Annotated in this window: 16 protein-coding genes and 1 other RNA gene; 8 read left to right on the top strand and 9 right to left on the bottom strand. The window is 59.0% G+C overall.

From position 1 onward, the window contains the following. Positions 1-3: 3 nt before the first annotated feature. The 9 genes from JNM28_04620 to trpD form a co-directional block, all read right to left on the bottom strand. Positions 4-339: a YbaB/EbfC family nucleoid-associated protein gene (locus JNM28_04620; protein MBL8067710.1), complete on the bottom strand. Its 336-nt coding sequence runs from the start codon at positions 337-339 to the stop codon at positions 4-6. Next, positions 326-1,996: a DNA polymerase III subunit gamma/tau gene (gene dnaX, locus JNM28_04615; protein MBL8067709.1), complete on the bottom strand. Its 1,671-nt coding sequence runs from the start codon at positions 1,994-1,996 to the stop codon at positions 326-328. Before dnaX ends, JNM28_04620 begins: the two co-directional genes overlap by 14 nt. Before the next feature lie 71 nt (positions 1,997-2,067). Then, an RNA gene (gene ffs, locus JNM28_04610) (signal recognition particle sRNA small type) lies at positions 2,068-2,165 on the bottom strand. Between the two features lie 38 nt (positions 2,166-2,203). Continuing rightward, on the bottom strand, positions 2,204-3,580 hold the full coding sequence (locus JNM28_04605; protein MBL8067708.1) for a tetratricopeptide repeat protein: 1,377 nt from the start codon (positions 3,578-3,580) through the stop codon (positions 2,204-2,206). A gap of 3 nt (positions 3,581-3,583) precedes the next feature. Beyond that, entirely contained in the window at positions 3,584-4,375 is a 792-nt protein-coding gene (locus JNM28_04600; protein ID MBL8067707.1) for an ABC transporter permease, read from the bottom strand. After that, the gene (locus JNM28_04595; protein MBL8067706.1) at positions 4,372-5,391 is read right to left on the bottom strand and encodes an ABC transporter ATP-binding protein; all 1,020 of its coding nucleotides are present in this window, start codon (positions 5,389-5,391) and stop codon (positions 4,372-4,374) included. Before JNM28_04595 ends, JNM28_04600 begins: the two co-directional genes overlap by 4 nt. Before the next feature lie 145 nt (positions 5,392-5,536). Next, positions 5,537-6,154: a phosphoribosylanthranilate isomerase gene (locus JNM28_04590; protein MBL8067705.1), complete on the bottom strand. Its 618-nt coding sequence runs from the start codon at positions 6,152-6,154 to the stop codon at positions 5,537-5,539. A 5-nt stretch (positions 6,155-6,159) separates the two neighbouring features. After that, entirely contained in the window at positions 6,160-6,939 is a 780-nt protein-coding gene (gene trpC, locus JNM28_04585) for an indole-3-glycerol phosphate synthase TrpC (protein ID MBL8067704.1), read from the bottom strand. Continuing rightward, positions 6,940-7,941, bottom strand: coding sequence for an anthranilate phosphoribosyltransferase (trpD, locus tag JNM28_04580; protein ID MBL8067703.1), 1,002 nt, complete (start codon positions 7,939-7,941; stop codon positions 6,940-6,942). Between the two features lie 47 nt (positions 7,942-7,988). On the opposite strand from trpD, the gene ndhC reads away from it, so the two are divergent. The 8 genes from ndhC (at position 7,989) to JNM28_04540 (ending at position 13,740) form a co-directional block, all read left to right on the top strand. Continuing rightward, a complete protein-coding gene (gene ndhC, locus JNM28_04575; GenBank protein MBL8067702.1) occupies positions 7,989-8,447 on the top strand; it encodes an NADH-quinone oxidoreductase subunit A in 459 nt (152 codons plus the stop codon). Between the two features lie 5 nt (positions 8,448-8,452). Then, complete coding sequence (locus tag JNM28_04570) at positions 8,453-9,052, top strand: NADH-quinone oxidoreductase subunit C (protein ID MBL8067701.1); 600 nt, start codon at positions 8,453-8,455, stop codon at positions 9,050-9,052. A gap of 212 nt (positions 9,053-9,264) precedes the next feature. After that, positions 9,265-10,197, top strand: coding sequence for a prepilin-type N-terminal cleavage/methylation domain-containing protein (locus JNM28_04565; protein MBL8067700.1), 933 nt, complete (start codon positions 9,265-9,267; stop codon positions 10,195-10,197). 15 nt (positions 10,198-10,212) lie between these two features. Next, positions 10,213-10,410, top strand: a complete 198-nt coding sequence (locus JNM28_04560; GenBank protein ID MBL8067699.1) for a hypothetical protein — start codon at positions 10,213-10,215, stop codon at positions 10,408-10,410. A 271-nt stretch (positions 10,411-10,681) separates the two neighbouring features. Beyond that, a complete protein-coding gene (locus JNM28_04555; GenBank protein ID MBL8067698.1) occupies positions 10,682-11,617 on the top strand; it encodes a prepilin-type N-terminal cleavage/methylation domain-containing protein in 936 nt (311 codons plus the stop codon). 22 nt (positions 11,618-11,639) lie between these two features. Further along, on the top strand, positions 11,640-11,843 hold the full coding sequence (locus JNM28_04550; GenBank protein MBL8067697.1) for a hypothetical protein: 204 nt from the start codon (positions 11,640-11,642) through the stop codon (positions 11,841-11,843). 103 nt (positions 11,844-11,946) lie between these two features. Further along, positions 11,947-13,161 carry an NADH-quinone oxidoreductase subunit D gene (locus JNM28_04545; GenBank protein MBL8067696.1) on the top strand — a complete coding sequence of 405 codons (1,215 nt, stop codon included), beginning with the start codon at positions 11,947-11,949 and terminating at the stop codon, positions 13,159-13,161. A gap of 261 nt (positions 13,162-13,422) precedes the next feature. Beyond that, the gene (locus JNM28_04540) at positions 13,423-13,740 is read left to right on the top strand and encodes a GNAT family N-acetyltransferase (GenBank protein ID MBL8067695.1); all 318 of its coding nucleotides are present in this window, start codon (positions 13,423-13,425) and stop codon (positions 13,738-13,740) included. Positions 13,741-13,798 lie beyond the last annotated feature (58 nt).

Genomic DNA, 13,798 nt, shown 5'->3' with positions numbered 1-13,798 from the left:
GCTTTAAAGGCCCAGCTTGTCCAAGCCGGGAACGTTGGGCATGATCTCTTGGACTTTAGAATCCCGGGTTTCCGTTGCTTTGGCAAAACCGTCCTTGATTGCCGCCACGATCATGTCCTCCAACATTTCCAAATCGTCTGGATCCACCATTTTCGGGTCGATCTTCAGGGCTTGGAGCTCGCCAAGGCCGTTGAAAGTGCACTTGACGCCGTTCTTGTCGATATCGAACCGCTCATTAGCCAGTTCGGCGTCGAGATTCTTTGCCCGCTCCATGGCCTGCTGTGCCTGGGCCATCATCCCGGACATGCTTTGCCCGCCAAAATTCTTAGGGAGTTTCATTCTGTTGGTCCGATGCGCCACCTGGGCCGAAAATGCGCTTGGCGGCTTCGGCGAGGCGGTCGCCTTGCAGTGGGGATTCTACCGAAACGCCCTCCATCTGGGGGGCCGCTTTCTCGCGTTTGCCATTCCCGGCAAACTCGAAATCCAGTTCTTCGCCCGTGTGGTGGTGCCAGCTTGCCCTTATGGCCTGGATCAGCTTGGGTTTGCCCTTCACCCAATCCGCGTTGACTTGGGTCCGGAATGCGATGGTGACCGTGTTACCAGACCGGCCGGACGCGTAGCTCCCGTTCAAGTGGACGCTCGCCGCTTTTGAAAGCTCCATCATTTCTGCGCAAACGGCATTCCACACGGCATCCACCGATGCCTCTGGCCCCACCTTCGCCGTTTTCCGGATCTTGGGGTTGGCTTCTCCGGTGCCGGGAGAGCTTGCCGGGGGTTGGGGTTCTGCTTCCACAACCGGATCCTTTTCGATCACAGCCGTCGGGGCCGGCTTGGGCTGCGCCACCGTTGCGGCTTTTGGCAGCTCTTCGGGCTCGGAGGGCATGACGCGGCGCGTGGTCTGGGCAGAATGGCCGGCCCGCAAGTCTAGCGCGACCTTGATCAATTCCGCCTCCAGCCATACCCGTGGCAACGTCACCTCACGGACAGCCCGGTGCCTTTGGGAGATTTCCGTCCTCAACCGCAGCAACGCCTCTTGCCCAATCCGGTTGGCGGTCGCGGCCAATGCAGCTTCAACGGCCGCATCCCCGGTTCCGCCCGTCGAAACCAAAACCCGTGTCATATCGGCCAAGCGGTACATCAAGCTTTCCAAAATCGCCTGGGGGTCTCGGCCCTGCTGGTAGATCGATTCTAACCCCTCGATGATGGCCGCAATGTCGCCCCGCGCCGCTGCTTGGAGCAATTCGTCCGCCGATTCGTCGCCGACCAAACCCAATTGCGCATAGACATGCTCCAAGGTGATTGCCCCGTCCGCAGTCACGATGGCCTGTTCCAACAGCGTCAAGGCATCGCGATAGCCGCCGTCGCTCATACGGGCAATGGCATTGAGCGCCGCCTGGTCGATTTCGATCCCTTCTTGCCCGGCAACGTAGGACAGCCTCTTCACCAAGTTCGAAACCGTTCCCCGGTGGAACTCGAATTTTTGGCACCGGCTCCGGATTGTGGGCGGCACTTTGTGGAATTCCGTCGTCGCCAGGATGAACACCGCATGGGAGGGCGGCTCCTCGATTGTTTTGAGCAATGCGTCGAAGGCCTTTGCGCTTAAATCATGGACTTCGTCGATGATGAACACGCGGTACCGGCATTCATTGGGGCGGTATTCGCTGGCTTCAACGATATGTTCGCGGACTTTTTCAACCCCCGATTCGCTCGCCGCATCCATTTCCACCACGTCCAGGCAATTGCCGGAGGCGATGTCGGCACAAATCGGGCAGTCCGCCGGCGGTTCGGGGCTCGGCCCCCCGGTGCAATTGAGCGCTTTGGCCAGCAGCCGGGCCGTCGATGTTTTGCCCGTCCCCCGCGGGCCCGTGAACAAGTACACCTGGGCGATCTTGCCTTTGAGGATCGAATTTTTCAGGGTTTGGACGACATGGTCTTGGCCCACCAGATCCTCAAAGGATTGGCTTCGGTATTTGCGGAAGAGGGCCTGGTAGCTCACGTGTGTCCACGCCTGTTTTACTTGAAATCGCCGCCCGGACCAAATCCGGAATCCCCAAAATGGAGCCGGCAAAGCGCCGGGAATACTGCGTCGCCCAGTCCTCTGATTACCGTTGCTGCCTTCCGGCCCTGGCGGGGTTCACCAAATTCCTGCCGCACAGCTCCCGGCGCCGGGGCAAATGCCCCGGCGCCAAAGGCGCTTTGCCTGTTAGTTGCCGGTTGTCTCTTCCCGGTCGCTGCGCAGGGTCGGGATTTTGATGACGTCCGTCGATTGGTTGGTCCCCGTCGTCACAAAGCCGTCGGTTTGAACCACCGGCACTTTAGTCGCCCACTCGCCTTGGCGGAGCAACTGGTCGCGGGTGAGTTCCAGCTTGGCATAAATCACCCGCTGGCCGGGCCGGACTTCGGTGTTCATGTAGCGCGCGTCGGTCATCCCTTCACCGCTATAGCCGAACCGGTCTTGGAGGTGCGGCGGGCCGGAGCGGATGTTGTAATAGAACTCAACCACGTACTTGTCCGTTGTGAACGGGTACATCGTCGGGTCGCGGGACATGTCGATCCGCCGGTAAAACGCTTGGTTCTTGACGAACAAACCGTCTTGCATGAACGTCGCTTCGCGATCGGGGTCAAGGTCGACTTTGTCGCCCCGCTCCCAAACCATCTCGGCCGGGCGTCCGTTCGGGTCGTCGGCATCCCGCAACACAATCCGGATGCGGGTGCCAACCGGCTGGACTCCCCACGTGCCTTCAACCCGCAACACCTTGCTGTCTTCAACCGTCACCCGTGCGGAAAAACCGACGTCATAGGGCGGTTTGGTGTCGTAGTCGCCTTGATCGTAGTAGCCGCCTTTCAGGGCAAAGTTGCCGCGTTGGGCCAAGCGAACCAACACGTTGTCCAAGTTGGTTTCCAAGGTGTCGCGCTGTTGCCGGGCCGCAAAGTCGTTGGGCGTTTTCTGGAAAGCCGTTTCGGCTTCGCCAAGCAACTCTTCGTAGTGGGCGATTGCCTTGTCAAAATCCCCGGATCGGAGATAAGCCATCGAAAGGATGTTCCGCCGCGCCGTTTGGATGTCCTTCTTTGTGCTCGCCTTTTCCCACCAACTGACGGCCTTGTCATAGTCGTCGTCGATCTTGTGGTACCAAAGCCAACCGGTTTCGAAGTACAGCTCGTACGTGTAATCGTTGTTTTGGGATCCTTCCGCCCCCAAGGCCAAGGCACTCGGGATGTACCGGCGGTCAGACCGGTTCTGCTCGTCGGTGAAGTTGTAGGCGATGTGCCACATCCCCGTCGCATACACGTCGATCTGTTTGGGGTCCAGCATGGTCACAAGCCGGATGATCGGCAAGATCGCATCGTAGTTCCCTTCGTCGAAAAACGTGTCCGCCCGAACCCACAGGATCCCCGCCACCATTTCCCGGAAACCGGCGAGGGCGATCAAGAGCTGGTCGCCGCTAAGGCCGCGGAGGTCGCTGTTTTTGCGGGGGGAAAAGTTCACCCGCCACAACGGGTAGGCCCAGCGGTTGATACCGCCCGCCACCGTCAAGCAGGCGACGAGCGCAATCGACATGGCTGTGCGGTTGAGTTTCATGACCTAAACCTCTTTCCGGTCAAAGATCATCATGCCGGCGATCAGGAACACCGCGATGTAGAACACCGCATAGAGCACGATCTGGGCATAGTAGAGCTCAACCGAGCGCAACTCCGGACCTTGGTTGATGATGCCGCCTTGGATGTTGTACTGGGCGAAGTTGGGAACCACTGTGTGGATGAGTGTCGCCGCACCTTTCACCGGGGCCGCCAAAGTCTTGTTCTCGCTGAGATCCTGGAAGACCGGGCTGAACAAAGTTCCCACCAAGTAAACACCACCGGAAAGGAAGAAGTTGACGATCGGCGAAACGAAGGTTGAGAAGAACATCGCAACCGCCGCCAGCAGGCTCATTTGGACGAAGAAGAAGAACGGCGCGGTAGCCAAGCGGCTCACGTCTTCCATCGAGGCCTCACGCTGCATGATCTTGAACACCAAAACCAAAACCGTGGACATCAACAGCATCATCATGCCCAAGGCACCGACGGCACCCAGGTATTTGCCCAACAAGAAGTGCCACCGGTAAACCGGCTTGCTCAAAATGGTGTAGATCGTCCGTCTCTCCACCTCGTTCGGCAGCAGGTAGACGGTCAAAACAATGGCGATGACCGCACTGGTCAACTGGATGACACCCAAAGTGAAGCTCGTCAGAACCGTGTAGTTTTGACGGGCAGACAGGACGCTGAGACCAGGTGCGATAACCAGGAACAAAACCCCGATCAAAAGGATGACCAAAAGCACGCGGCGGCGGATTGCCTCACCGATCGTCGTTTTGGCAATGGAGAAGACGGCGTTCACGAACCCACCTCCTCGCCTTCGGCAGCCTCTGCGGCAGATGAACCGCCTTTGTGGTCGTCGTGGTCGTCAGTCATTTTGCTGAGTTTTCGCCCCTTAGCAACGTTGTCGCCGGCAACCGATTCCAAGAACAAGTCTTCCAGCCGCTTGCGGCGAGGGATCACGCTGACGACTTCGCCGCCCGCCGACCGAATCGTGTCCAAGATCGCGTTGGGGCTCTCGCTGTCGGCAATGTCGGCGATCAAGCGACCAGCCCGGAAGCTAACCGTCGTGTCTCCGGTGCGGAATTTGTCCGCAAGCGATTCGTCCACGTTGTCCGCAGTGACTTCGATGCGGCCACCGCTCAACAATTGATCCAAGCGACCCTGGTGAACCATTTCGCCTTTGTTGATGATGGCCACCCGGTCGCAAATGCGTTCGACATCGCTCAATTCGTGCGAACTGATGAAAACTGTCCGCCCTTCATCTCGGAATTTGAGGATGAGGTCGCGGATCTCGATGTGGGCAATCGGGTCTAGACCGCCCGTCGGTTCGTCGAGGAACAGCAGCTCGGGGTCGTTCAGCAGGCTCTGCGCCAATCCCACCCGCTGTTGCATCCCTTTCGAATATTGGCTGATCGGGCGATTCATGTCGTTGCCAAGGTTCACCCGGTTCAAAAGGCGCTCGCACAGGTCGCGGTCTTTGATGCCGAACAGACTGGCGTAAAACTGGGTGATTTCGAGCCCTGTCATGTGCTCGTAGTAGTACGGCTTTTCGGGAAGGTAGCTGAGCCGGCGGTGGCTTTCGATGTCGCCTGCCGGGTTGCCAAGAACCGTCGCCTCCCCACTTGTGGCTTCGATGATCCCCAAAAGGATCTTGATCGTGGTCGTCTTGCCGGCGCCGTTAGGCCCGAGGAAGCCGAAAATCTCGCCGCGCTCAACCTGCAAATCGAGATCTTTGACCACGCTTTGCGGGCCAGAGCTCGTCTTGTAGGTTTTTGTGAGTTGTTTTGTTTCGATTGCCAGGTTCAAAAGAAGCACGCCTCCGGGAAAAATGCGTTGGCGATTATACCAACGAGTCCAGCAGGGAGGGCCGCCAAGAGCCCGCCCCGCCGGGATACAACGAAAAGCACGGGACTTCCGTGCCCACGAAATTCAAAATTCTGCAGCGGACCGGGGCGGAACCTCACCGGATTCCGGATCCATGAACCCGGAAAAGCGCATCTTTGGCGTTGCGGATATATCCAAAGACTTTAGACTCGTCCTTCTTGCCCGGAAACTCTTCTAGCCCACTGCTGGCATCCACGCCATAGGGCCTGACCCGCTCAACCGCCTCGCCGACATTTTCATCGTTGAGACCACCAGCCAGTATAACTTTGCCGGCAAATTTCTTTACAAAATCAGCAGCCAGATCCCAATCCAACCGAGTCCCCGAACCTCCTTGGGCCACCACGCTGAACGGGTCCAAAGCACACCACTCCCAGCCGGAAGTCGCGGCCAGCCAATCATCGACCGGCTGATTGTCACGGGGCCGGAAGACTGGCATCCACGCCTTGCCCACTTTTTGGTCGGGCCCAAATGCCTGGACCGCGTCAAACACTGTTAGATCGGCAGGGGAATATTCGCCGAAAACCGCAACCGTTTGCGCGCCCAAGAGCTTGTGCGCCTGGTTTAAAAAGGCCCAATCGGCCACAAATCTCGGGCTTTTGGGCTCCAAAACGAACCCGAGGGCGTCTGCCCCCTCTTCCCACGCGAACTCGGCATCTTCCAAATTCGTCAACCCGCAAACTTTGACCCGCCACATCACTATCACCAACCCATGATCGACCTTACCGCCCCGCCGGGGTCGTCGGACCGGCAAAATGCAGTCCCAATCAAAACGCTCCGGGCCCCCGCCGCGGCAACCCGGTGCACATCGGCATTTAATTTGAGCGAACTCTCGCTCACCAACAGGCTTTCCCGGCTCAACCGAGGAAAAATAGACTCTGTCGTTTCCAAATTTTCGACAAAATCATGGAGATTTCTATTGTTGACGCCAATCATTTTTGCGCCGCTCGCCAACGCGATCTCGGCTTCACCTGCCGTGTGGACTTCGACGAGCACATCCATGCCTAACTCCCAGGCCAGGCCCTGAAAACCTGAAAGTTGGCCCAGGGTCAGGCCGGCGACGATCAGGAGGATCGCATCGGCACCCATGGCCCGCGCCGCATAAACGTCGTATTCGTCAACCACAAAGTCCTTGCGGAGCATCGGCAGCGCCACCGTGGGGCGGATCGCCCGGAAAACCTCCTCGCTCCCGCCAAACCACTTTTCATCCGTTAAGACGCTCAAACAGTCCGCACCGACCGACTCGAATGCCGCGGCGATTTCCAACGGCCGGAAATCGGGACAGATGACGCCTTGACTGGGGCTCATTCGTTTGACTTCGGCGATCAGTGAAGGTCGGTGCGCACTCGACAGCAGCGCGGCCGAAAAAGGGCGGACAGGGCCGGCGTCGGCCGCGCGGGCTTTGACATCATCCAGTCCCGAAGGCTTGCAAGAGGCGACCCGCGCCCGCTTTTCGGCAAAGATCTCTTCTAGGATAGACATTCAGCCCGCCAACTTCCCAAGCAGACGGGCCGCGTCGCCCGATGCCACCGCCGCCCGAGCCCGCATGGCGCCGTCGGCCACATCGACCGCAATCCCCGCCAAGACCAGAGTCACAGCGGTGTTGGGGATCAAGGCGGCTGAACGCGGGCTGTCCTTCTCCGTCAGCGCTTCCCTTAAAATGGCGGCGTTTTCGCCAATATCGGCCCCGTGGGCGAGTGCCGGGCCATCCAACGGGAGCATGGCGAAGTCGTTGGGTGACCAAACCCCCGCCGTGACCCGGCCGCCTTTGACCTCCCGGAATTCGGTTTCGGTGCAAGGGCTCACTTCGTCCATCCCGTCGCGGCCGTGGACAACAAATGCGTGCTCAATGTCGAGCTTCGTTAAAGCCTCGGCGACGCGGTCGAGGTCTCGCGGGTCGTAGATGCCAATAAGTTGGCGGTTGGCCCCCGCCGGGTTGCTCAGGGGCCCCAGCAAGTTAAAGAATGTCCGCATTTGCAACGCCTTGCGGACCGGGGCGACATGCCGCATTGCCGGATGGTGGTTGGGGGCGTAAAGAAAAACAAGTCCTGTCTCGTCCAGTCGCCGCCACTGCTCTTCCAAAGTCCCCTCGATCGGGATCCCTAATGCTTCCAAAACGTCGGCGCTGCCGCAAAAGCTCGTCACCGCCCGGTTGCCATGCTTGGCCACTTTGGCCCCGCAAGCCGCCGCCAAAATGGCCGCTCCCGTGCTCAAGTTGAAGCTGGCCCGCCCCCCTCCGGTTCCGCAAGTGTCCACCAGATCCGGTGTATCGAATTCATACCGGACAGCCCTTTTCCGCATCGCCGTTGCAAATCCGGCCAGTTCGGCACCGGTCACCCCTTTGACTTGCATGCCGACCAACAAACCGCCGATCACGCCGTGGTGGACCTCGCCGATCATCAGAGTGCCCATCACTTGCTCGGCTTCTGATGCCGTGAGATCCCCTCCACCAGCAATCCGGTTCAATGCGTCATAGACCGTCATCGGGACAAGTTTACTTCTGACCTCGGACAGGCTGGTAACATCCGGCCATGTTCGGGGAATACCTGCCGATCCTCATGATGATGGCCATTGCCGCCGTCGTCTGCTCGGTCATGGTCGTCGGAAGCTACATCCTTGGCCCAAAAAGGGTGACGAAATACAAACAGTCGCCCTACGAATGCGGGGTTGCACCACTGGGGGACGCCAATGAACGGTTCCCCATCAAGTTCTATCTTATCGCCATCCTGTTCGTCTTGTTCGACATCGAAGTCGTCTTCTTGTGGCCTTGGCTCTCCGTCTTCAAAAACGCCTCGCTGGAATACAAAATCTTCACCGGCGTCGACATCCTCATCTACATGGGAATCTGGATCGTCGGCATGGCCTATGTCATCAAAGTCGGAGCGATCGACTGGGATGAATCCAGTTCGCTGGCTCCCGAAAAACTCGTCGGTTCCGAATCCGCCGCCCCCCTGGCCACCAGCCCGGCCGAGGCCCGCAACCCCATCTAAAAGCCATGTCCGCCGATACTTCCCGCCAAGACATCACCCTGCTGGCCGAAAAATTCGGCCCCAAAATCATCAAACAGTTTGAAAACCGAGGGGATCAATACCTTTGCGTGGCCCCCGCTGACCTGTGCGCCATCGTCGAGGAACTCAAAGAAAACGCCCTCACCCGGTACGACTACTTTGTCGAATGCGTCGGCGTCGACTACTCCGCGTGGAAGCACAGCCGCGACCTCGATGGCCGGTTCGAAGTCGTCTACAACCTTTTTTCGACCCACTTCAACACTAGGCTCTTCATCAAAGTGGCCGTCGACGACGGCCAATCAATCCCCACCCTCAAACACCTCTTCCTCGGGGCCGAATATCCGGAGCGCGAGATCCAAGACCTGTACGGCGTCGTTTTCCAAGGCAACGAGGCGACCCCCGGCGAGCGGTTCCTGCTCCCCGACGACTGGGTCGGGTTCCCACTTCGCAAAGAAGTTCCGCTCGGGGGAGAAGATGTTGTCTTCCATGCCGGGACGGAAGGTCCGGCCGTCGAAGACATACAAATGCCCCACGCCGGAGAGTCGTTCGAAGGAACGACCGGCAGCGGCTCTGTCTCAGGGCGCTGATTTTCCAAAAATCAAGGAACTCTATCCTTAACCGACTTGGTAAGTGTTGAAGGAGACAGTCATCTGCGGCACACCCTGCCCAGAAGAGCTGTCTTTTTTTGTTTGTGCCTGGTCTGGCGGAAGCAAAAAGAGCAGCACCAGAGCCGCCACAGGCTCATGGTATGCCCTTTTCACCCGGCGACCGGGGGCAAACAAATGGAGCAATCATTACCATGAAGAAAGCCTTCACATTGATCGAACTGTTGGTGGTTATCGCAATCATCGCCATCCTTGCCGCCATCTTGTTCCCGGTGTTCGCCCAGGCCAAAGAAGCTGCAAAGAAGACTTCGACCCTGAGCAACGTCAAGCAAATGGGGACCGCCTCGGCCATCTATATGGCCGACTATGACGACACCTTTGCCCTGAGCTACTCCATCCGGGCCAACGGAACCGTGCGCTGGAGCACCATCGTGCCGTTCCCCGCCGATGCCATCACAAGTGGAGGTTGGGACACGCTGGTACCCGAAGTCCAAGTCCACTGGTCAACTTCCATGCTCCCTTATATCAAGAACAAGGAGATGTATGCCAGCCCGTTACAATTGACCCAATCCATCGCCGGCGACACCTACAAGGGGACGGAGGGCGTGAGCGGCCTCACGATGAACGGCCTGCTCAGCACCTACAGCGGCACGGCCATTGAAAACCCTTCCTTGGTGCCAGCGTTCTGGACCGGTATCGGGAACTGGCAATACAAGGGCCGGGCGTTCACCAACCCGTCGCTCCGGTGCAACTCAACAGCCAACGCTCCCGAGTGCCGGTTTAACCCGGGTGGGGCTCCGCAATCGGGGGCCGTTCCCAGCGGGGTCAACTACTCGGCATTCTTCGGTTACGGCGCCGGCTGGCGGCCCTGGACCTATGGCAAGGATGAAAAAGGCGGCGGCGTCCTCATTTCGCGATCCGACACCTCGGCAAAGACAACCCGGGCCGGAACCGTGCTGAGCCCATCCTTCCACACGTCGGCCGTCACCGACATGTATGCCAACGTCAACCCAGCGACCAGCGGGTTCGGCTATTGGAGCACCAGCACCGGCGACTGCACCAACCCTGGCGCCGATACGGGCACAATCATGTATGTGTGCTACTTCCGGCCTGACCGGACGAAATAGGCTGGCTGGACGCCCATGCTGAAAATTGCACCGATCCTCATCGCTGCCCTCCTTCTCGCCGGATGCGCATCTGGCCCTGAGGAGGCAGACGGCGCGGTCAACAAGGACGTCTCGCACGACGCGGCACCCGCCCAACTCCAGAGTTCCGACTCGGCCGGCGGGACAGGCGGCACGCAGGCGACCACCGACAAACCGACGACCTCTCCGGATTAACCGGCTGAGGACAGCCTCCCCGCCTCACAAGAGGGTGGGGAGGCCATTATAGGCCCTTAGTCCTAGTCCCATTGAACTTGAATGCCCTGGCGACTGAACTTCCCGCCGTTTTGCCGGTTGAAAACGCCCACCTTTTTGCGAGTCTCTGAAAATCCGGGAACAAAGGAATAGGTCTTGCGCCATACTGAATGGTGGTTACGGGTCTTTCGGCCCCTAGCCAGCAATCATATGGATCGACATCGATCGAGCCATAGTTGGAGACAGCCATCTAATGAAAAAAGCATTCACTTTGATTGAACTGCTGGTCGTTATCGCGATCATCGCAATCCTTGCGGCCATCCTCTTCCCGGTCTTCGCCCAAGCGAAGGAAGCCGCGAAGAAAACCCAAGCCTTGAGCAACACCAAGCAAATGGGTACCGCCTCCGCCATCTACATGGCCGACTACGACGACAACTTCCCCCTCTCCTACTCGATCCGCGCCGCTGGTACGGTTCGCTGGAACACCATCGTCCCGTTCCCCGCTGACGCCATCACGAGCGGCGGTTGGGACACGGTCATCCCGGAAGTCCAAGTCCACTGGTCGACCTCCATGCTCCCGTACATCAAGAACAAGGAAATGTACTCGAGCAACCTCCAGCTGACCCAAACCGTCGCTGGCGACACCTACAAAGGCACCGAAGGCATCTCCGGTATGGCCATGAACGGCCTCCTGAGCACCTATAGCGGCACCGCGATCGAAAACCCGTCCTTGGTTCCGGCCTTCTGGACCGGTATCGGTAGCTGGCAATACAAAGGCCGCGCGTTCTCCAACCCGTCGCTCCGCTGCGACGCAACGACGAACTCGCCGAGCTGCCGCTTCAACCCGGGTGGCGCTGCCCAAACCGGTAGCTCCGTCGCTGCTGGTGGCAACAACTCCGCGTTCTTCACCTTCGGCACCGCATGGCGCACCTGGACCTACGGCAAGGATGAAAAGGGCGGCGGCGTCCTCATCTCCCGCTCCGACACCTCGGCTAAGACCACCCGCGTCGGCACCGTGTTGAGCCCGGCCTTCCACACCTCCGCTGTCACCGACCCGTATGCCTACGTCGTCGCCAACAGCGGTAGCTTCGCCTACTGGACCACCAGCCAAGGCGACTGTTCCAACCCGGGTGCAGACACCGGAACGTACCAGTACATCTGCTACTTCCGCCCCGACCGCACCCGCTAAGGAATTGGCACAGAAAAGCGACATGAAGAAGCTGATCAGCCTCCTCGTTCTCGGAATCGTGGCCTTCTCGGTCATCGGTTGCGCAGCCGGAGAGTCCGCCGATGACCACAAGGCTAACGCCGACATCGGAAAAGGACCCTTGCCAGAAAAGCTGCAACAACCCGACTCGGCCGGCGGCGGCGGCAGCGCCCCCGCACCGGACACCCCGAACACGTCGCCGGACTAGTCAAAACCTGAGACTAAAAGGGAACAAGCCCCCAGTGCCTGCACTGGGGGCTCTCTTTGTCCCAAACATCACCCCAAATAGCGTAGACTCTTAACTGACGCTCATGAGCCAGACTTTCATCCCCAGTACCGAAACCGTGTTCGAAAAAACCGGCGAGAACACGATGATCGTCAACATGGGGCCCCAACACCCATCCACCCACGGTGTGCTCCGCGTCATTTGCGAACTCGAAGGCGAAACCATCATCCGCGCCAAGTGCGTCATCGGCTACCTGCACACCGGTATGGAAAAGGAGGCCGAATACCAGACCTACCACAAATGCGTCGTGATGACCGACCGCATGGATTACCTCAACGCCAATGGCAATAACCTGGCCCATGCGCTGGCCGTTGAAAAACTCATCGGGTGCGAAGTGCCCAAGCGCGGCCAATACCTGCGCGTCATTCTCGCCGAACTCAGCCGGATCGCCAGCCACTGCATCTGGCTCGGCACCGGTGCCCTCGACCTGGGTGCCATGAGCCCGTTTTTCTACATCGTCCAACAGCGCGAACTCATCCTGGACATGTTCGAAATGTTCAGCGGAGTGCGCATGATGCCCAGCTGGATCGTCCCTGGCGGGCTGCGGGGCGACATGCCCGCCGGGTTCGAAGTCAAACTCCGCAAGTTCCTCAAGGAGTTCCACGGCGAACTCAAAGTCGTTGAAGATTTGCTTGTCGAAAACCCGATCTTCAAGGAACGCACCCAGGACGTCGGCATCCTGACCGGCGCCGAAGCCTTGGCCCTCGGCTGCAGCGGACCCATCGCCCGGGGGAGCGGGGTCGCTTTTGACCTCCGCAAAGCCCAGCCCTATTCCAGTTATGAGGATTTCGATTTCGATATTCCCATCGGCCACGTCGGCGATGTCTACGACCGGTTCCTTGTCCGCATCGCGGAAATGAAGGAATCCTGCCGCATCATCCAACAAGCCATCGACGGGTTGCCAGAAGGGCCGGTCAGCACCCTCGACCGCAAAATCGCCCCCCCGCCCAGGCAAGAACTCGACAACAGCATGGAATCGGTCATCCACCACTTCAAGCTCTACACGGAAGGGTTCCATGCGCCAGCCGGCGAAGCCTACGCCGCGGTCGAAGGATCCAAAGGTGAACTCGGGTTTTATGTGGTGGGCGACGGGACCAACCGCCCCTACCGCTGGCACGAAAGGCCGTCGAGCTTTATGAACCTCAAGGCGCTTGAAGTGCTCGCCGTGGGCCGGCTGATCGCCGACGTGATCGCCATCATCGGTTCGATCGACATCGTGCTTGGCGAAATTGACCGGTGATGGTTCAATTTCCTTCCCCAAATCTGGGAAGGGCTAGGGTGGGGTTGTCATGACGATCCGCCCCGCCACTTCGGATGACGCCCGAGGGATCGCCACGGTCAAAATCGCTTCTTGGCGAGAGGGGTACGCGCACATCCTCCCGGCCGAATATCTGGCCGCCCTCGACCTGGAGAAGCAAGAAAGACGATTTTTTGAGGACATCTTGGCTGGCGGCCACTTCCTGGTGGCAGAGGAGCACGGGGCGGTTGCCGCGTTCTCCTTGTGGCAAGAATTCCTGGCGCCAAACGCGGTTCAAACGGATTGGCCCCACAAAACACGGTGGCCAGCCTTTATGTGCATCCTGATTTCTACCGCCAGGGGTTGGGCACCGCCCTACTGCGGGCCTGCGCCAACAAGGCCCTGGAAAGAGGGCACGAAGGCATGATGATCGGCGTGTTCCGCGATAATGTCCGAGCCAAAAACTTCTACCTGAAACTTGGGGCGGAGCTGTTCAAAGCCGGGTGGTTTGCTGTCGATGGCATCAAATATCCGGAAGAAATCCTCATCTTTACTCGTGGGTCTGAAATCTTTTTGCCTTAGGAGTTGATATACTGGTTTTGCTTTGGGGCGGTTAGCCCCGGCAAATGGAAGGAGCACA

The sequence above is a fragment of the Armatimonadota bacterium genome (genome assembly GCA_016789105.1).
GTDB lineage: Bacteria > Armatimonadota > Fimbriimonadia > Fimbriimonadales > Fimbriimonadaceae > UphvI-Ar2.
Note: the sequence above shows the minus strand (reverse complement) of the source record. Positions and strands in the feature narration are given on the sequence as shown.

What these genes read in the sequence shown, in the direction of transcription:
- JNM28_04620 (MBL8067710.1), bottom strand. Translation starts at nt 339, where the DNA reads ATGAAACTCCCTAAGAATTTTGGCGGGCAAAGCATGTCCGGGATGATG.
- JNM28_04605 (MBL8067708.1), bottom strand. Translation starts at nt 3,580, where the DNA reads ATGAAACTCAACCGCACAGCCATGTCGATTGCGCTCGTCGCCTGCTTG.
- JNM28_04590 (MBL8067705.1), bottom strand. Translation starts at nt 6,154, where the DNA reads ATGTGGCGGGTCAAAGTTTGCGGGTTGACGAATTTGGAAGATGCCGAG.
- trpC (MBL8067704.1), bottom strand. Translation starts at nt 6,939, where the DNA reads ATGTCTATCCTAGAAGAGATCTTTGCCGAAAAGCGGGCGCGGGTCGCC.
- trpD (MBL8067703.1), bottom strand. Translation starts at nt 7,941, where the DNA reads ATGACGGTCTATGACGCATTGAACCGGATTGCTGGTGGAGGGGATCTC.
- ndhC (MBL8067702.1), top strand. Translation starts at nt 7,989, where the DNA reads ATGTTCGGGGAATACCTGCCGATCCTCATGATGATGGCCATTGCCGCC.
- JNM28_04570 (MBL8067701.1), top strand. Translation starts at nt 8,453, where the DNA reads ATGTCCGCCGATACTTCCCGCCAAGACATCACCCTGCTGGCCGAAAAA.
- JNM28_04565 (MBL8067700.1), top strand. Translation starts at nt 9,265, where the DNA reads ATGAAGAAAGCCTTCACATTGATCGAACTGTTGGTGGTTATCGCAATC.
- JNM28_04560 (MBL8067699.1), top strand. Translation starts at nt 10,213, where the DNA reads ATGCTGAAAATTGCACCGATCCTCATCGCTGCCCTCCTTCTCGCCGGA.
- JNM28_04555 (MBL8067698.1), top strand. Translation starts at nt 10,682, where the DNA reads ATGAAAAAAGCATTCACTTTGATTGAACTGCTGGTCGTTATCGCGATC.
- JNM28_04550 (MBL8067697.1), top strand. Translation starts at nt 11,640, where the DNA reads ATGAAGAAGCTGATCAGCCTCCTCGTTCTCGGAATCGTGGCCTTCTCG.
- JNM28_04545 (MBL8067696.1), top strand. Translation starts at nt 11,947, where the DNA reads ATGAGCCAGACTTTCATCCCCAGTACCGAAACCGTGTTCGAAAAAACC.